Source organism: Pleomorphomonas sp. JP5, from assembly GCF_023721815.1.
Classification (GTDB): domain Bacteria; phylum Pseudomonadota; class Alphaproteobacteria; order Rhizobiales; family Pleomorphomonadaceae; genus Pleomorphomonas.
In genome coordinates this window covers 748,203-765,990 of sequence record NZ_JAMDLI010000008.1, presented here as the reverse complement: position 1 = coordinate 765,990, position 17,788 = coordinate 748,203, and the positions used below count along the sequence as shown (strand labels likewise).

The 17,788-nt window shown below is 63.9% G+C and carries 16 protein-coding genes; 12 read left to right on the top strand and 4 right to left on the bottom strand.

Going from position 1 to position 17,788, the window contains the following annotated elements:
* Positions 1-79: 79 nt before the first annotated feature.
* The 3 genes from M4J40_RS14810 (at position 80) to M4J40_RS14800 (ending at position 2,626) form a co-directional block, all read left to right on the top strand.
* On the top strand, positions 80-964 hold the full coding sequence (locus tag M4J40_RS14810; protein WP_251754992.1) for an MBL fold metallo-hydrolase: 885 nt from the start codon (positions 80-82) through the stop codon (positions 962-964).
* A 40-nt stretch (positions 965-1,004) separates the two neighbouring features.
* A complete protein-coding gene (locus M4J40_RS14805; protein ID WP_251754990.1) occupies positions 1,005-1,736 on the top strand; it encodes a peroxiredoxin in 732 nt (243 codons plus the stop codon).
* Positions 1,737-1,840: 104 nt separating this feature from the next.
* On the top strand, positions 1,841-2,626 hold the full coding sequence (locus M4J40_RS14800) for a TSUP family transporter (protein ID WP_251754989.1): 786 nt from the start codon (positions 1,841-1,843) through the stop codon (positions 2,624-2,626).
* 64 nt (positions 2,627-2,690) lie between these two features.
* On the opposite strand, the gene M4J40_RS14795 is transcribed toward M4J40_RS14800, so the two are convergent.
* Complete coding sequence (locus M4J40_RS14795) at positions 2,691-3,356, bottom strand: GntR family transcriptional regulator (protein ID WP_311134146.1); 666 nt, start codon at positions 3,354-3,356, stop codon at positions 2,691-2,693.
* 578 nt (positions 3,357-3,934) lie between these two features.
* On the opposite strand from M4J40_RS14795, the gene M4J40_RS14790 reads away from it, so the two are divergent.
* The 5 genes from M4J40_RS14790 (at position 3,935) to M4J40_RS14770 (ending at position 9,977) form a co-directional block, all read left to right on the top strand.
* The gene (locus M4J40_RS14790; RefSeq protein WP_251754986.1) at positions 3,935-4,951 is read left to right on the top strand and encodes an aldose epimerase family protein; all 1,017 of its coding nucleotides are present in this window, start codon (positions 3,935-3,937) and stop codon (positions 4,949-4,951) included.
* Positions 4,952-5,042: 91 nt separating this feature from the next.
* The gene (locus tag M4J40_RS14785; RefSeq protein ID WP_251754984.1) at positions 5,043-6,341 is read left to right on the top strand and encodes a hypothetical protein; all 1,299 of its coding nucleotides are present in this window, start codon (positions 5,043-5,045) and stop codon (positions 6,339-6,341) included.
* A gap of 92 nt (positions 6,342-6,433) precedes the next feature.
* Positions 6,434-7,426 (top strand): ABC transporter permease, encoded by a 993-nt coding sequence (locus tag M4J40_RS14780; RefSeq protein WP_251754981.1) that lies wholly within the window; start codon positions 6,434-6,436, stop codon positions 7,424-7,426.
* 24 nt (positions 7,427-7,450) lie between these two features.
* Positions 7,451-8,404 carry a sugar ABC transporter substrate-binding protein gene (locus M4J40_RS14775; protein ID WP_251754980.1) on the top strand — a complete coding sequence of 318 codons (954 nt, stop codon included), beginning with the start codon at positions 7,451-7,453 and terminating at the stop codon, positions 8,402-8,404.
* Positions 8,405-8,408: 4 nt separating this feature from the next.
* Positions 8,409-9,977, top strand: coding sequence for a sugar ABC transporter ATP-binding protein (locus tag M4J40_RS14770; protein WP_251754978.1), 1,569 nt, complete (start codon positions 8,409-8,411; stop codon positions 9,975-9,977).
* A gap of 35 nt (positions 9,978-10,012) precedes the next feature.
* Here M4J40_RS14770 and M4J40_RS14765 read toward each other — a convergent pair whose 3' ends face one another.
* The 3 genes from M4J40_RS14765 to dsbD are packed head-to-tail and all read right to left on the bottom strand — an operon-like array spanning position 10,013 to position 13,092.
* Positions 10,013-10,633 carry a L,D-transpeptidase gene (locus M4J40_RS14765; RefSeq protein ID WP_251754977.1) on the bottom strand — a complete coding sequence of 207 codons (621 nt, stop codon included), beginning with the start codon at positions 10,631-10,633 and terminating at the stop codon, positions 10,013-10,015.
* Positions 10,630-11,253 (bottom strand): DsbA family protein, encoded by a 624-nt coding sequence (locus M4J40_RS14760; protein ID WP_251754975.1) that lies wholly within the window; start codon positions 11,251-11,253, stop codon positions 10,630-10,632. The genes M4J40_RS14765 and M4J40_RS14760 overlap by 4 nt, the downstream gene beginning before the upstream one ends.
* Positions 11,254-11,274: 21 nt before the next feature.
* The gene (gene dsbD / locus M4J40_RS14755; RefSeq protein WP_251754973.1) at positions 11,275-13,092 is read right to left on the bottom strand and encodes a protein-disulfide reductase DsbD; all 1,818 of its coding nucleotides are present in this window, start codon (positions 13,090-13,092) and stop codon (positions 11,275-11,277) included.
* Between the two features lie 80 nt (positions 13,093-13,172).
* Between dsbD and M4J40_RS14750 the strand changes: the two genes are divergently transcribed.
* The 4 genes from M4J40_RS14750 to M4J40_RS14735 all read left to right on the top strand — a co-directional run bounded on the left by M4J40_RS14750 (position 13,173) and on the right by M4J40_RS14735 (position 17,776).
* The gene (locus M4J40_RS14750) at positions 13,173-13,835 is read left to right on the top strand and encodes a response regulator transcription factor (protein WP_251754972.1); all 663 of its coding nucleotides are present in this window, start codon (positions 13,173-13,175) and stop codon (positions 13,833-13,835) included.
* Positions 13,832-15,175, top strand: coding sequence for a sensor histidine kinase (locus M4J40_RS14745; protein WP_251754970.1), 1,344 nt, complete (start codon positions 13,832-13,834; stop codon positions 15,173-15,175). Before M4J40_RS14750 ends, M4J40_RS14745 begins: the two co-directional genes overlap by 4 nt.
* Positions 15,176-15,485: 310 nt before the next feature.
* A complete protein-coding gene (locus M4J40_RS14740; RefSeq protein ID WP_251754968.1) occupies positions 15,486-16,193 on the top strand; it encodes a helix-turn-helix domain-containing protein in 708 nt (235 codons plus the stop codon).
* Complete coding sequence (locus M4J40_RS14735) at positions 16,190-17,776, top strand: ABC transporter substrate-binding protein (protein WP_251754967.1); 1,587 nt, start codon at positions 16,190-16,192, stop codon at positions 17,774-17,776. The genes M4J40_RS14740 and M4J40_RS14735 overlap by 4 nt, the downstream gene beginning before the upstream one ends.
* The last annotated feature ends 12 nt before the right edge of the window (positions 17,777-17,788 follow it).

The following is a 17,788-nucleotide window of genomic DNA, read 5'->3' as shown; positions in this document are numbered from 1 at the left end:
AATTATTCGTTTCCAAGTGATTTAGAATGTTCTTATGTAAGTAGCAACAGACAACGCACGACGCATGGGGTCGAGAGCCATGGACATCACCCGAGAGCGGGGCGGCAAGCCCGAGGTCAAGGCCTTTCCCGAATCCGAAACAAACACCATCAGCTATGTCGTCAGCGATCCGGAGACCGGCAAGGCGGCGATCGTCGACAGCGTCCTCGACATCGACTACGCCGCCGGTCGCCTGTCCTACCGGTCAGCCGACGCCATCATCGCCTTCGTCGAACAACGGGGGCTTACGGTGGAATGGTTGATCGAAACGCATGTCCACGCCGATCACCTCTCCGCTGCCCCGTACATTCAAGCCCGTGTCGGCGGCAAGATCGGCATCGGCGACGGGATTACCGTCGTGCAGGACACCTTCGGCAAGGTGTTCAACGAGGGCACCGAGTTTGCCCGCGATGGCAGTCAGTTCGACCGACTGTTCCAGGATGGCGATCGCTACCGCATCGGCAACATCGAGGCCGTCGCCTTGTCGACGCCCGGTCATACGCCGGCCTGCATGACGCATGTGATCGGCGATGCCGCCTTCGTTGGCGACACGCTGTTCATGCCCGACGCCGGAACGGCTCGCGCCGACTTCCCCGGTGGCGACGCGAGCGCCCTTTACCGCTCGGCGCGCCGCATCCTCGAACTGCCGGCCGAGACACGTCTCTTCATGTGCCACGACTACGGCACAGAGACGCGCGGCATGGCCTGGGAAACGACGGTGGCCGAGGAGCGCGCCCGCAACATCCACGTCGGTGACGGAATCGGCGAACAGGAGTTCGTCGACAAGCGCACCGCCAGGGATGCGACGCTCTCCATGCCTCGGCTGATCCTGCCCTCGCTGCAGGTCAACATGAAGGCAGGCCGTCTGCCCGAGCCGGACGCCGCTGGCAAGCGCTTCCTCAAGGTGCCGCTCGACGGCCTTTGAGATCCTAACCACCAATCAACCCCAACCGAAAGGAAACATTATGAGCTGCACCGATTCCGCCCCCAAGGCCGTCGCCGCGCCGGCCGTTGTCGCCGCCGCCCCTGCGGCCGCTCCCGTAGCTCCGGCGGCGACCGCCCCGGTCGTCAGCTTGCCGCGCATCAACGAGCCGGCGCCCGCCTTCTCGGCCAAGACCACCTTCGGCCCTCGCTCTCTCGCCGACTACAAGGGCAAGTGGCTGGTGCTGTTTTCCCATCCGGCCGACTTCACGCCGGTCTGCACCACCGAGTTCATGGCTTTCGCCAAGGCCGCCGATGAGTTCAAGTCGATCGATACCGAGCTGCTCGGCCTGTCCATCGACAGCATCTTCTCGCACATCGCCTGGGTTCGGAACATCGAGGAGAAGTTCGGCGTCGCCATTCCCTTCCCGATCATCGAGGATCTGAAGATGGACGTTGCCATGGCCTACGGCATGATCCATCCGGGCGCCGGCGACACGTCGGCCGTGCGGGCCACCTTCATCATCGATCCCGAAGGCATCCTCCGCGCCATGGTATACTACCCGATGACCAATGGTCGGTCGGTGGCCGAGATCATGCGCCTCGTCAAGGGATTGCAGACAAGCCTCAAGAACGGCGTCGCCACCCCCGAAGGCTGGCAGCCGGGCGACAAGGTATTGGTTGGCGCGCCGGTCACCGTCGATGACGTCAAGGCCCGCCTCGCCGCCGGCCTCGAAACCACCGACTGGTACTTCTCGAAGAAGACGCTGGCCTGACGGCCGCGCCTTTCCTGAAGCGACGACCGAGCCGGCGGAAACGTCGGCTCGGAAAAGGTGCTTCGGGGCGGGGATGCGCCAATGCGACCGAGGGAGTAACCGACGTGCTGTTTGAAGCCTTTGCCGCCGTGTTGTCCGGCGCCCTGTCCGGCTTCGTCCTCGGCCTGATCGGCGGGGGCGGATCGGTGCTGGCAACGCCCCTGTTGCTCTATTTCGTTGGCGTCGCCTCGCCGCACGTTGCGCTTGGCACCGGCGCTTTGGCCGTCTCGCTCAACGCTTTTGCCAATCTCGCTGGACATGCGCGCAAGGGCCACGTGCTCTGGCGCTGCGCCTTCGTCTTCTCGGCCTTCGGCATGGTCGGCGCCTTCCTCGGATCAACGCTCGGCAAGCTGATCGACGGCGATGCGCTTCTGTTCCTGTTTGGCCTCGCCATGGTCGCCGTCGGCGCCTCCATGCTGCGGCCGCGCAAGCTCATGCCAGGAGAGCGGCCGCCGATCACCCGAGGAAGCTGCTACCGCGCCGCCGCCATGGCCGTGCTGACAGGCGCCGCCTCCGGCTTCTTCGGTATCGGTGGCGGCTTCCTCATCGTGCCGGCCCTGATCCTTGCCACCGGCATGGCCACCATCAACGCTGTTGGCACCTCGCTGATGGCCGTCGGAGTCTTTGGATTGACGACGGCTGCCAACTATGCGGTTTCCGGTCTCATCGACTGGGGCGTCGCCGCCGAGTTCCTGGCCGGCGGTCTCGGGGGAGGCCTTGTCGGCCTCAGCCTTGCGAGCCGCTTGTCAGCCAACAAGGACGCCCTCAACCGCGTTTTCGCCGCCGTCGTCTTCATCGTCGCCGCTTACGTCATCTACCGGGCAGGTGGGGCGCTCTTCGCGCCGGGATGAGCGGACCGATGCGGCGATAGTCCCTGTAAGCGTGAGCGGGTTGGTCGGAGAGAACTTGGTGGGGCTATCTGATGTCGGCGATCGTAACATGCGACGCAGCGGACACCATGTCTGGGTCGAGTTGGCTAATCAGGTCAACTTCGTGAAAGAGGCTGTCGATATGCACCTGAAAGGCCGTGACGGCCGCGTCCTCGTCACGGTTTTGCAGGTGATGGAAGATCTCGGTGTGTTCCTTGAGGCTATCCACGAAGTGATCGCCCTTGGGAAGAGCATAACGGCGAATACGATCCAGCTGGCCGGTCGCGCTATGGAGTGTGCGCCAGGCACTCGGAAAGCCCGAGCAGTCACAGATCATCTTGTGAAAACCGTTGTCGAGGGCGAAGAACTCGTCGATGTCCCTTCTTTCTGCTGCTTTCTTCTGCTGGAACAGCGAGATCTCGAACTGGCTGGAAGCGGCTGAGGTGAAGCGTCGGGCCGCCAGACGGACGAGGCGCTTTTCCAGAGTGTCGCGCGTGACCTGACCATCGAGCACCTCGTGCACCACAATGAGATTGACGAAGGTGCCGCCACTCGGCCTGACCACGACGAGGTTTTCGGCGGCGAGTTGAATGATGGCCTCGCGCAGTGGGGTTCGCGATGTGCCGAGCGCTTCGCAGATTTCCTTCTCGGGGATCGGCGCCCCGGGAAGCAGCTTCATGGAAATGATTGCTTCCCGGATCAGTTCGTAGATCTGCCCGGCCTTGGGGCGACCGTTGTCGAGCAGATCCGATGAGAAGCCGAATCTCGAACCTTCCGAGCCGGTCGCGGCAAGAGCTTGCAGAGAAGAGGGCGCACGCATCTTTCAGGTTTCCTGAGATCGGTTTTCGAGTGCCAACTTAGTGAGATCGTATCGATCCGTCGATATGACCCCGGCGGTCATTGAGCGGCGCAGGAGAGCTGCGCCCTCAACTCCGGCTTCTCTCCTATGTGATCTCATAGCCCCCACCTCGTTTCCACCAACTCCGATCGATGCAGGCATCTGCGCAAATACCTAACAGGTCGCCAGCTTTCTTGACGCGATCAGTATACCGGTATATCGGTTGCGGCAACAGGAAACGAGGTGTGGGAGGAGGCTTCGGTATTTAACCGTAGCACTACGCCAAGTTGCGTCAGGGTGAGATAGCCTAGACAAGTTCCCTTGCAGGACCGGCACTCGGCCGCCAAGGGCGGTTGTTACGGGAGTATTCGCTCGTCCGAGCGAACATCTCAGTCCTGTCGGTGGATGCCTTGGTCAGACGTAGTCCCGCACGTAGATTGCGAGGAGAAGTCATGAAGGAACTCGTTTCGTTCGGCCGGTTCAAGGGGGAGGAGGTTCACGAGCTGACGCTGCGAACCGAAGCCGGGACCGAGATGAAGGTGATCACCTTCGGGGCCATCCTTCGCGACCTCAAGGTTCCCGCGCCGGAAGGCTTGCGACGAGTTCTCCTCGGCTTCACGACGCTCGAGGCTTACATCGACAACAAGCATTGGCACCTCGGCGCGGTGCCGGGGCGGGTGGCCAACCGCATCGCGGGCGGTCGCTTCGAACTCGACGGACGGTCATACGGCTTGCCGCGCAACCAGGAAGATCGGCACACACTCCACAGTGGCGACTACGGTTTCGGCGCTCGCAACTGGACGGTCGTCGATGTCGATAGCCGATCGGTTACATTGGCGGTTGTTGCTGAGGATGGAGAGGACGGCTTCCCTGGACGGCTGACGACCACCGTCACCTATCGCCTACTGGAGCCGGCAACGCTCCAGATCGTCTACTCGGCCACGACCGACAAGGCGACGCCGATCAACCTCACCAATCACGCCTACTTCAATCTCGACGGCCGTGGCGACGTCCTCCATCAGCGCCTCGCGCTCGACTCCGATTTCTTCACGCCCACGGATGCAGACCTGATCCCAACCGGGGAGATCCGCTCCGTCGAGAGGACGCCCTGGGATTTCCGCACGGAACGGCCCTTCCTGTTCGAGAGGGATGGCCAGCCGTTCCATTACGACGGCAATGTCGTGCTGCGCTCACACGGTGTTCTGGCACGAGCGGCGCGCGCGACATCATCGAGCGGTGACGTCGCGATGGAGGTCTGGACCGATCAGCCAGGTTTGCAGGTGTTCGACGCGGAGACGCTGGACGTGTCGGCGCCCGGGCTTGACGGCGAGCGCCTGACGGCGCGCTCCGGCTTCTGTCTCGAACCGCAAGTATTCCCGGATTCAATCAACAGACCGCACTTCCCCAACTCCGTGCTGCGGCCGGGAGAGGTCTACACCCACCACACCGAATACCGCTTCGGTCGGTAGCCAAGGTTCACTGTTTCAAAGCTTTCGCGGACGCGCCATCGGTGCGGCCGACGGGGCCCTCATTTTCAAGTTCCAACCAAGGAGGCTCGTCATGAGCACAAGAATCGTTCTGATCGGCGCCGGCAGTGCCATGTTCGGTCTGGGAACCGTCGGCGACATCCTGCGCTGCAAGTCGCTGGAGGGGGCCACGATCGTTCTCAACGACATCAACCCCGAGGCGCTCGCCTTCGTCGAGGGCGTCGCCAGCCGCTACGTTCGCGACAAGGGGCTGCCCTACAAGATCGAGGCGACGACCTCGCTCGACGATGCACTCAAGTCGGCCAACTTTTGCATGATCTCCATCGAGGTCGGCGATCGCCATACCCTCTGGGAAGAGGATTGGAAAGTGCCGATGCAATACGGCTTCCGCCAGGTCTACGGGGAGAATGGCGGGCCGGGCGGCCTGTTCCATGCCCTGCGTATCATTCCGCCGATCCTTGGCATTTGCGAGCGGATCTCCGCCGTCTGCCCTGACGCATTCGTCTTCAACCTCAGCAACCCGATGGTGCGCATCTCCCAGGCGGTCCACACCAAGTTCCCGCATCTGAAATATGTCGGCATCTGCCACGAGGTCGCCTCGCTCATCGAGCATCTGCCGCTGTTGCTGAACACCCCTGTTGAAAATCTCGACATCAAGGCTGGTGGCTTCAATCACTTCAGCGTTCTGGTAGAGGCGACCTACAAGGACAGCGGCAAGGACGCCTATCCCGACATCCGCGCCAAGGCTCCAGCCTATTTTGCCAAGGCGCCGGCGGTGTTCGGCTATATTGGCGAACGCGCCCTGTTCCAGGAAATCCTGAAGCGGTTCGGACATCTGCCGATCACCACCGATAGCCACTTCGGCGAGTACATCCCTTGGGCGGCCAGCGTCGTCGATCACCGGGGTATCCTGGAGTTCTATTCGAGCTACAAGGCGACCATGCGCTCCAACCATGACGAGGCGCTGCGCCGCATCGCCGATGGGACGCCACCGGAAGAGTATTGGCGCGTGGTGCCGATCATCGAGGGCATCCTCAACGACAGCCATCATGGCGAGCTGGCGGTCAACGTGCCGAACGACGGCCTCATCGATTACCTGCCGGCCAACCAGATGGTCGAGGTGCCGGGCATCATCGATGGCAAGGGCATCCACGGCGTCCGGCTCGATCCCTATCCGAAGGCCTTCGCGGCGTTGCTGATGACGCAGGTGCCGGTCAACGACATGACCACCGAGGCGGTGCTGCGCGGGTCCAAGGAGGCGGCGTTGCAGGCAATCCTGGTCGATCCGGTCTGCCACGACGCCAAGGCCGCCGCCGATCTGCTCGACACCATGATCTCACTTCAGAAGGCGCACCTCGGCTACCTGAAGTGAGGGACCGTCTGTCTGGCCGTGGCGGGCCCGACAGGGGCTCGCCGCGGGACCTAGCGAACGCAGGCTCACACATTCTCACGGAAACAAACAAGATGACCGCGGTTCTGAACGGTAACTCCGACCTCGCGCGCCGACGCCGCATCGGTATCACTCGGCTCGTCCGGCATTCGCAGTTCGCGCTACTGGCGATCTTGGTCCTGGCCTTTGTGCTGGCCTCCCTGCTCGTTCCCTACTTCTTGACGTGGGGCAACCTGTCCAATCTTCTCCAGCGCAACTCGATCATCGGCATCGTCTCCTGCGGCATGTTGCTGATGATCATCCTTGGCGGTTTCGACCTGTCGGTCGGGGCGGTCGGAGCCATGTCGTCGGTGGCCGCCGCCGCCCTCGTCGCCGGGGTGTCCATTCCGCTCGGCATCGTCGCGGCGCTGGCGCTCGGGCTGGCGGTCGGCCTTCTCAACGGCTTCTGCATTGCCAAGGTGGGCATCACGCCCTTCGTCGCGACGCTTGGCGTCGAGGTGCTGGTCACCGGCCTCCTATTCATCGCCACCTCGGCGGAACCGATTTATGGTGTGCCGGAGTCCTTCACGACCATCGGTCTCGGCAAGATCGCCTTCCTGCCGATCCCGACGCTGATCTTCGCCGCGATTGCGCTGGCGACCTGGGCGCTGCTGCGGTTCACCACCTTCGGTCACTACGTTTTCATGGTCGGCGGCAACAAGGATGCCGCGCGCCTCGCCGGGGTCAACGTCGACCGCGTCACCCTCGTGACCTATGGCCTCGGCGGCCTTTATGCCGGGTTGGCCGGCGTGGTGCTACTCGGCACCACTGGCATCGGCCAGCCGGCGAGCGCCACCGACTGGCCGCTCTCGGCCATCGCCGCCGTCGTCGTCGGGGGCGTTCCGCTGAGCGGGGGCGTTGGGAGCGTGGGGCGCGTGGTGCTGGGGACGTTTCTGCTCGGCATCATCGCCAACATCCTCAATCTCACGGGCATTTCTCCTTACTGGCAACCCGCGATCACCGGCGTCGTCATCCTCGTCGCCGTCGGTGTCGACAGTTACCAGCGCAAGCGAGCAGGCAGAGACTGAAACGGATCAACAAGTGGAGGAAGCATGATGAAGTGGACAACAATAGCATCGGTGGCCGCGGTGGCCCTCATCGGCTGTGCCCAATGGGCCAACGCCGCGGACAAGCCCTACCGCATCGGATTTATGGTCTGGGATACGGCGCAGCCCTTCTATTCCAACATGATGAAGGCGGCGCGCGACACGGCCAAGGCCGAGGGCGTCTCGCTTGACATCCAGGGTGGCAAGGCCGACCTCACCACAGAGATTTCGCTGGTGCAGCAGTTCATCGCCCAGCAGGTTGATCTTATCCTGCTCACGGCGAGCGATCCCAAGGGCATTGTCCCCGCCGTTCGTCTGGCCAATGCGGCCAACATCCCGGTGATTGCCGTCAATACCCGCGTCGACACAAGCGGCGGCGCCGAGATCGTCACCTACGTTGGGGCAGACGATTACGCCTTCGGCCAGATCCAGGGCAAGCTTCTCGCCCAGGCGATCGGCGGCAAGGGCAAGGTCGCCTACATCATGGGAACGCTCGGCATGTCGCCGCAGCTCAACCGCAAGGCCGGCCTCGAGGACACCCTCAAGAGCTATCCCGACATCAAGCTTGTCGAAACTCAGGTCGCCAACTGGGATAGCGCCCAGGCCTTGGCGGTCACGCAGGACTTCCTGAGCAAGTACCCCGAGGGCGCGCTCGACGTCATCCTCGACCAGGGGCCGGAAGCGGTCAACGGTGCCAATTTTGCCGTCCAGCACGACCGCACCGACGTCAAGTTCATCATGGGCGACTACCCCGCCAACGTCCGCAACGCCATCCTGAAGGGCACCGTCTACGGGACCGTCAATCAGGATCCGTCGCCGCAGGGCGCCAATGCCGTCAAGGACGCGATCCTCTGGCTGGACGGGCACAAGGACGCCGTGCCGCAGCCCAACCACTACCTGGACCTGCCGATCGTCACCAAGGAAAACGCCGACAAGTTCCCGGCAGCTTGGGGAGATTGACGTCATGACCGAAGTTGGCTCCTCGACGGATCTTCGGCGGGAAAATCACCTGCTCGAACTGAGGAACATCCACAAGTCGTTTTCCTCGGTCGAGGTTCTGAAGGGAGTCGACTTCGATCTCCGACAGGGCGAAATCCACGCCTTGATCGGGCACAACGGAGCCGGCAAGTCGACCTTGATCAAGGTCGTCTCCGGTCTCTACCCGGACTACTCAGGCTCCATTGCCATCAATAGCAAATCCGTGGACCTGCGCACACCGCACGCCGCGGCCGACAACCAGATCGCAGTGATCTATCAGGATTTTGCCCTGGTTCCCGAGTTCACGGTTGCCGAAAACATCGCCCTCGGACGAGAACCCGGTAGGTTGGGTGGTTTCTTGCTGCCGCATGGAGATCTGCGCCGGCGCTCCGAACGCGAAATCGCGGAGTTTGAGCTGGATGTCCCGCTGGATACGCCGGTGCGCCACCTCGGCGTCGCCGGCAAGCAGATGACCGAAATCGCCAAGGCATTGGCGCGTCGTGCCCGTGTGCTGATCATGGACGAGCCGACGGCGCGCCTTGCTCCCCATGAACGCACCCGCCTGTTCGAGATCATGAGACGGCTCGCCGCCTCAGGTGTCGGCATCATCTACGTCAGCCACTTTCTCGACGAGATCAAGGAGGTGACGGACCGAGTGACGGTACTGCGCGACGGTGCCGTCGTCGCCTCCGCTGCCACCGAGAGCATGGATATCGAGGACATGGCGCGCCTCTTGACCGGAGATGAGAAGACGATGGTCAGTGCCGCTCGCCCGGTCGCCGACAAATGCCAGGAACGGTCGATCGGCAAGGCGATACTTGAGCTGATCGACTTCTCGGTACATGGGCGACCGCCCGCCAACCTTGCGCTCGCGCCCGGCGAGATTGTCGGCGTCGCCGGGCTCGTGGGCTCGGGACGCACCAGCCTTGCCCGCGCCATCCTCGGCGATATCGCAGCCAGCGGCACGCTGCGCATCGACGGGGAGGCCATCGGCAAGATCACGCCGGGGCGGGCGGCCCGCTATGGCATTGCCATGGTGCCGGAGGATCGCAAGCTGACCGGCTTGGCGCTTCAGGCTTCGATCGCTTCCAACATGGAGTTGACGGCGCTCGGCACCTATCTCGGGTACTGGGGACTGGTGCGCCGCGATCTCGCCTGCCATGTCATCGAAGACGCCATTGATCGCTTCCGCATCCTGCCAAAAGATCCGGGACGCCCTGTGGGGCATCTCAGCGGCGGCAATGCCCAGAAGGTGCTGATGGCACGCGCTGCGCTCGCCAAGCCCAAGGTGCTGCTCCTCGATCAGCCGACTGCCGGCGTCGATATCGGTGCAAAGAGCGAAACCCATCGCCAGATCCGTGCGTTGGCTGAGACAGGCACCGCCGTCTTGCTGATTTCCGACGATCTCGACGAGCTCCTGAGCCTTTCCGATCGTATTGCGGTCATGACGGAGGGCGCCCTGGGGGCAGTGGTCGACACGACGAACTTCAATCGATCGACACTTCTGGCGGCGATCAGCCAGAATGTCGAAAAGTGTCGTGCGCGTGCCGACTGAAACCGATCCCCATCCTGCACCTTGCTGTTGTGCGCTCACGCCCCCGCTTGCTGGACCGGAAGGACGATGACAGACGTGCCGGCGGGGACACGATTGTAGAGATCGATGATGTCCTCGTTCATCAGGCGGATGCAACCCGACGACATTGCCTTGCCGATCGAGGCCGGTTCGTTGGTGCCGTGGATGCGGTAGAGCGTGTCCTTGCCCCCCTCGAACAGATAGAGGGCGCGGGCGCCAAGCGGGTTGCCTTCGCCGCCTTCCATGCCGCCGGCCCATTGGGCATAGCGTTGGGGATCGCGGGCGATCATGTCGCGAGTTGGCGTCCAGCGCGGCCATTCCCGCTTGAAGGCGACCCTGGCTTTGCCGGACCACTCCATGCCGGCCTTGCCGACGCCGACGCCGTAGCGAAGCGCCATGCCGTCCTCTTGCACCAGATAAAGATAACGGCTTGCCGGATCGACGACGATGGTGCCAGGAGCGGCGCCCGTCGGATCGGCGACCAGTTGGCGACGGTATTGCGGTGGGGGAACGGTGACCCCGGCACCGGGACTTGCGGCGGTGACCGCCGGCAGGGGTGGCATGGTCGGCCCATATGGCGAAGCGACGCAGGCTGCGAGCAACAGGGGGGCGAGGGCGAAGATGGCTGCAAGTCTCATTGGGTGTCTCCGGCCTGACGGCTGCGGGCTTCGGCAATGGCTTCCCGGAAACCGTCGTAGTCCAGAGTAGAGGCGAGAAGAGGCCCGATGAGGTAGGTCGGCGTGCCCTGGAGACCAAGCGCGTCGGCCTGATCCATGTTGCGTGCGAGCAGCGCAGTGATGTCTTTCTTCCTGGCTTCGAGGTCGGCCTTGAGGCGCGGCATGTCTATGTCGGCTGCCTCAATCGCCCTTTCCATGTCTTCCTGCGACACGGCGCGGCCGTTGATCGCCATCAGGGCGTGGTGAGCGCGCTCGTAAGCCCCCTGATACTGGGCGGCCAAGGCCATGCGGGCGCCATAGACGGAGGCCTGCGTCAGGATCGGCCAATCCTTGTAGACGAGGCGGATGTTGCCGTCCTCGCGGACGGCGCGGGTGAGGTCCGGCGCAGCCTTCTTGCAGAATGGGCAATTGTAGTCGGTGAAGGCGACGATGGTGAGGTCCCCCTTGGGATTGCCGACTTCCGGCGCATCGGGATCGTGGAGGACGTCGTCAAGGCTCACGTCGGCCGCGAGTGCCTGGGCGGAGCCAAGGCCGAGGGCCAGCGTGGCGGTCGCGCCAGCGAGGAAGGTGCGTCGTTGCATGGAGTTCCTTTCGTGGAAGTGTCAGGCGCCAAGGGCGCCGAGGCGGGCGGCCAGATCGTCGGCGCTGAAGGCGCCAATCAGGCGTGAACCGGTGATTTCCCGCCCGTTGGTATCGAGCAGAAACAAAGCTGGTGGTCCGACTACGCGAAAGCGCTCCATCAGTTCCTCGGCCTCGGCGGTCTGGGCGGTGATGTCGACGGTGATCCGAGCCGTACGGGCGAGGCGAGCGCTGATGTCGGGTTTGGCGAGGATCTTCTCGTTGGATTTGCAGATGGAGCACCAGTCGGCTGTAAACAGCACGAGCACCGGCTTGCCCGACGATGCCTCGGCGGCGAAGGCGCGGTTGAAGTCGGCCGGCAATGTCGAGGGCGAGGCGGTCGCTTCTACGACCTCGCGGTCGGAGAGGAAGGCGAGCGGTCTGTAAAGATCTCCGCTGCCACCGGCTGCGCCGACGATCAGCACCGCGCCGTAAAGTGCCGCCGAGAAACCCAGCGCCTTGGTAAGTCGGGCATTCCAGGGGCTCGTGCGTTCCAGCCGATCGAACGCGCCGAGGAAGACGGCGACGATGAGAGCCCAGATTCCCCAAAGCGCCAGCCCGGCCGGGCCCGGCAGAAGGCGAGCGGCCAGCATGACGGCGACGCCAAGAAAAGCGAGGCCGAAGACGCGGCGGAAGCCATCGAGCCAGGGACCTGACTTGGGCAGAAAGCGCACGCCGAAGGTGCCGGCCAGGACCAGAGGCAGACCCATGCCGAGCCCGAGGGCGAACAACGCTGCGCCACCGCGCGCCGCATCTCCCGTGTCGATGGCGTAGAGCATGGCAGCGGCGAGTGGCGGCGTGACGCAGGGGCCGATTACCAGCGCCGAACCGAAGCCGAGGAGCGCCGCGCCACCAATCGAACCGCCGCGAACCGGCCGGTTGGCAATCCGCGTCACGATGGACGACGGCAGCGCCAGCTCGAACAAGCCGAACATGGCGAGCGCCAGCGCAACGAAAATGGCGACCGAGAAGCCGAGCACCAACGGCGTCTGCAACAGGACCTGAAGATTTGCGCCGCTCCAGCCGGCGACGAGGCCGGCCAGACCGTAGGCCGAGGCCATGGCCAGCACATAGGCTGTCGACAGCAAGAAGCCGGGCACAGCCGATGGGCGCCCGGCACCGACCAGCAGTCCCGAGAGGATGGGGATCATCGGGAAGACGCAAGGGGTGAAGGCGAGAAGCAGCCCGAAACCGACGAAGGCGGGAATGACGGCAAAGAGACCGCCGGACAATGCCGCGTCGGCCTTTGCGTCGTCCGGCGTTCCACTCGGGGGCGGGACGGGAGCTTGAGAAACGGGCGGCTGCGGCGTGTCTGCCAGGAGCGAGGCGCGCGGCCGCTGCGTAATGGTGAGCGAGGCGAGATCGACCTGGCTCCTGACTGGTGGGTAGCAGATGCCGGACTCGGCACACCCCTGATAGGTGACATCGAGGACGCCGTTTTGCGGCAGGCCGGGAACTGCCAGGGCGACGGCGTCATGGTAGACCTCGACCGGGCCGAAGTTGGGGTCGTCCTTGGTTTCGCCCGGCGGCGGCGTCAGCGGAAGGTCGGAGCCGGCGAGCGTCGCCTTCAGGCTGTCGCGGTAGAGATAGGCGCCGGGCGCCACCGCCCAGGAAAGGCGCAACGCGCCGCCGCCGTCGCGACCGGCGTTGAGCACGAACACCTTGTCGGCCGTCGGCGGCGTCTCGGCTCGGGCGGTCAACGGCGAAAACAGAAGCGGCACCAGAAGGATGAGGGCCAATCTCGCCTTGATCGAAGAAAACATGCCGCCGGTCGCCTCGCTGATTCCGCTGGACAAGGCCATAGTGTCGCTCGACCTTAAGCCAGCCTTAAGGCAGGCAAGGCCCTTCGAGCGAACGTGTGTTGGAGTCTGGGGAAAGCGCGATGCGCATCTTGGTTGTCGAGGACGATCCGGTGCTGGCCGATGGACTGAAGGTCGGGCTCGGGCTGACGGGATCGACGGTCGACGTGGTATTCACGGCGGCCGACGCACGCGCCGCGATGTCAGCCACACGGTTCGACGCGGTGGTGCTTGACCGCATGCTGCCAGATGGTGCCGGCCTCGACATTCTGGCCGACCTCAGGCGACAGGGCGATGCGACGCCGGTGCTGTTGCTCACCGCCCTCGATGAGACGGTGGACCGGATCGCCGGTCTCGATGCCGGCGCCGACGACTATCTCGGCAAACCTTTCGATCTCGACGAGTTGGCCGCCCGACTACGCGCCATTGCACGCCGCCGAGAGGGGCGGGCCGGTCCGGTGCTCGCCGTGGCTGGCATCGTGCTCGACCCCGCGACCTCCGTCGTGACAGTCGCGGGCAAGGCGGTGTCGCTGTCGCGGCGGGAGTTTGCGGTGCTCGCCGCGTTGATGGAGTGGCCCGGCGCCATCCGCTCGCGCACCGAGCTGGAAGACCGGCTCTACGGCTGGCAGGAGGAGGTGGAGAGCAACGCCGTCGAGGTTCACATCCACAACCTGCGCACCAAGGTCGGTCGAGCGGCGATCGAGACGGTCCGCGGCCTCGGGTACAGGCTGAGGACCGAACCATGACCTCTCTGCGCCGCCGCCTGTTCCTGCTGCTGGTTTCCGCGACCGCCGCCATCTGGATATGCGCCGTCGGGTGGATCTATTACGCCAACCGGGCCGAACTCGAACACGTGCTTGACACTCGCCTGCAGGAGGCGGCCCGCATGGTTCATTCCATGGTGGCAAGTTCCGGCCTGGAAACGGCAGGCATGGCTGCCGTAACGGCTGCCGATTTCACCTATAGCCGGCAGTTGTCCTGCCAGGTCTGGTCGCTGAGCGGCCGGTTGCTCGCCCGGTCGGATGGGGCGCCGGAGGGCAATCTGGCCGAGGAGGCGGAAGGATTTTCCGATCGTCTGGTCAACGGCGAGACTTGGCGCGTCTATACCGTCGTGGATTCCGTGCATGACGTTCGCGTGGCAGTAGGCGACCGGATCGGCCTGCGGGCCCGGCTGGCGCGCGATTTGATCGTCGGTCTCGTCGGCCCGGCGCTTTTGGCGATGCCGTTGCTGGGGCTGATGATCTGGGCGAGCCTCGGCCGTGGGCTGGCGCCGCTCAGCCGGATCGCCGGTGAGATAGCCCGCCGCGATGGCGACGACATAACACCGGTGGCGAGCGAGGGAGCGCCGGACGAGGTGAAACCGCTCATCGCCTCTCTGAACGGCCTGCTCGTCAAGGTCGACGCGGCGCGCCGCCACGAGAAGGAGATGACCGCCTTTGCCGCCCACGAACTCAGGACCCCGCTCGCGGGTTTGAAAACCCAAGCGCAGGTGGCCCTGGCGGCAAAAGACGAGCAGGTCCGCGATGGAGCGCTTCGACAAATCATCACATCGGTCGACCGCGCCAGCCGTCTCGTTCGCCAGCTCCTGGCGCTGGCGCGGCTGGAGGCACTGACTGAAAGCGAGCCCGACGGCGGGCGGTTGGTCCTCGCCGCCTTGGTTCGCGAGGTCGTTGCCGGTTTGCCGCATCGTCCGGATATTGCCGTTGTTGTTGACGACGCGCTCGACGGGCTGGAGGTGCTTGCCGATCATGACAATCTCTATCTTGTCATCCGCAATCTTCATGAGAACGCCGTCGAGTACATCGGTGCATCCGGCCGTATCGCCTGGCTGGCGCTTCCCGAGAACCTGGGCATGGCCATCGAGGATGATGGTCCCGGTATTCCCGAGGACGAGCTCGATGAGGTGACCAGGCGCTTTTTTCGTGGCCGCCAAAGAAGCGGGACGGGCAGTGGTCTCGGCCTGACCATTGCCGATCTTGCCGCTCGGCGTATCGGAGCGAGACTGATCATCGCCAACCGGACGGATGCGCGCGGTCTCAGGGTGGAGGTCCGCTTTCCGAGGGATCGCGTGGCGAAGATAGCCTGACATTTTTCGTCTCGTCGGCCGAACAGCCTCCGGGAGACGAGGCGCGGGCGGGGCACGCTCTCACCGCGGCAAATGAATCCGAAGCACTGAGTTTTGGCAAAAGGCGCCATTCAATGTCGCCCAAGCAGTCCGCCCGTGCGGCATGGAATGCACAAAATACAAGCAGTCTTGTTGCACTCTGAGCAAGCACGCCAGGGCATGCCTACATTGAACAATGACTTAGTGGATTTTAGTCAGCCTAAAAATCTGCCTTGACCGATGCGCTCTATCCACCCGACTATTTCACTATAGCTAAAAACGGACGGGCGGCATGGCGCGACAGGACCAGACTGGGGAAGATGACAACTCCGTCGGCTCACTGGGGCAGAAGCTGAGGCTTCGCCGCAAGGAGCTGGGCCTGACGCTCAGCGAAGTCGCCTCGCGCTCGGGCTTCTCCAACGGCTTCATTTCCCAGATCGAGCGCGGGCTCACCATACCGTCGCTGACGTCACTGATATCAGTCTGTTCGATCCTTGAGATGAAGGCCAGCGATTTCCTGTCCTCGAAGGCGACGCCGGAGCCCTTCACCCGCCACAACGACCGCATCACCTTCGGGCTCGGCGGTCCGCAGAAGACCAGCGTCGTCTATGAGCGGCTGTCGGCGGCTTTTCCCGGCAACGTGTTGCGGTCGGTCATCATGCACGAGCCGCCCGGCTATCAGAGCGAGCGCTTTTCCCATGATGGCGAGGAGATCTTCTACATCGTCAGCGGCTCGCTGACGCTGGAGATCGACGGCGTCTCCACTGTGCTCAACCAGGGTGACAGCGCACACTTTCCGTCGTCGCGCGTCCACGCCACCTGGAACCACACCGACCAGACGACGGTGGTGCTGCACACCTGCACTGTCGACGTGTTCGGCGACGTCTATTCCGACCCGCCGGCGTCGGCCAAGGGCGAGGGGGCGATTGCCATCAACCGAGCCGCCAAACGGAAGCGATACTCAACAAAGCCAATCAAAAAAGAGGGGACCGCAACATGAACATGCCTTCAAGACTGCTAGCCGCATCCCTGCTGGCCAGCGCCGCCCTCGTCGGTGTCGCTTCGGCCGAAACGACGCTGCGCCTCGACGAGACGCCGATCGGCGAACTCGACCCGGCGAAGGCCACCGACTACGCCGACTCCATCCTGATGTTCAATGTCTACGACACGCTGGTCATCCCCAAGCAGGGCGAAGCCGGCTACCAGCCCTTCCTGGCCGAGAGCTGGACCCAAGATGGCAACAGCTTCACTTTCAAGCTGCGCCCGGACGTCAAGTTCCAGAGCGGCAACGCGCTGACCGCCGATGACGTGGTGTTCTCCTTCGATCGCATGATGGCGATCAAGAGCGGCTTCTCCTTCCTGTTCGATAATGTCGAGAAGGCCGAGGCGGTCGATGCTTCGACCGTCAAGTTCACCACCAAGTTCCCCTATGCGCCCTTCGTCGCCGCGCTGGTTCGCCTGCCGATCGTCGACAAGAAGCTGGTGATGGAGCACCTCGGCGATGGCGAGGGTGAGATGAAGGACTGGGGCCAAGGCTGGCTCAACCTGCACACGGCCGGCTCCGGCGCCTACTCGGTCGTCTCGCATGATCCCCAGGCCGAAACCGTCATGGCCAAGAACCCCGGCTATTTCCTTGGTGTGCCGGCGGTGGCGCCTGACAAGGTGCGCCTGCGCTACGGCCTCGAAGCGGCGACCGTCCGCACGCTGATCAGCCGGGGCGAGCACGACATCTCCTCGCAGTGGCTGCCGCCGGAGGTGCTGAAGTCGCTTTCCAAGGATGGATTCAAGCTTCTGACCGAATCCGGCACCGCCCAGCTCTACATCAAGCTCAACACCGCCAAGCCGCCCTTCGACGATCAGGAGTGCCGGCTCGCCATCGTCAACGCCTTTGACTATTCGACCGGCATCAAGATGGTGGCGGTGACCGACACCGTCTCGCAGGGCGCGCCGTCCACCGGCGCCATCCCGGTGGGCGGCATGGGCGCCGACCCCGATGCGCCGGCCTTCAAGCAGGACCTCGAAGCTGCCAAGGCCCATCTTGCCAAGTGCAAGTACAAGCCCGAGGACATGAACGTCGAGCTGTCTTGGATCGGCGAGGTTCCGCTCGAAGAGCGTTTCGCGCTGCTTCTCCAGGCCAACCTCAACCAGATCGGCGTCAAGTCCGAGATCAAGAAGGTTCCCTGGACGCTGTTTACCGAGCAGGTGACCAAGCCCGAGAACACGCCCAACGTGTCGCAGGTGTTCGTCGACACCATGGACGGCGACACCGATACGCTGCTCTATAGCATGTATCATTCCAGCGCCGGCGGCACCTGGATGTCACCGGAGTATCTGAAGGATGCCGAGGTCGACAGCTTGCTCGACAAGGGCCGGGCGAGTGCCAGCGAGGCCGAGCGCAGCGAGATCTACAAGGCGCTCGACAAGCGGCTCATCGCGCTGGCGCCCACGATCTATGCGCAGAACCAGCGGGCAGTGTTTGCGGCTTCCGACAAGGTGAGCGTGCCGGCCCTCGAGGATCCGGCCAAGGCGTTCCGCGTCGCCGCCTTCGGCTTCACGTTCCGCCTCATGGAAATGCATCCCTGACCGATGCCGAGG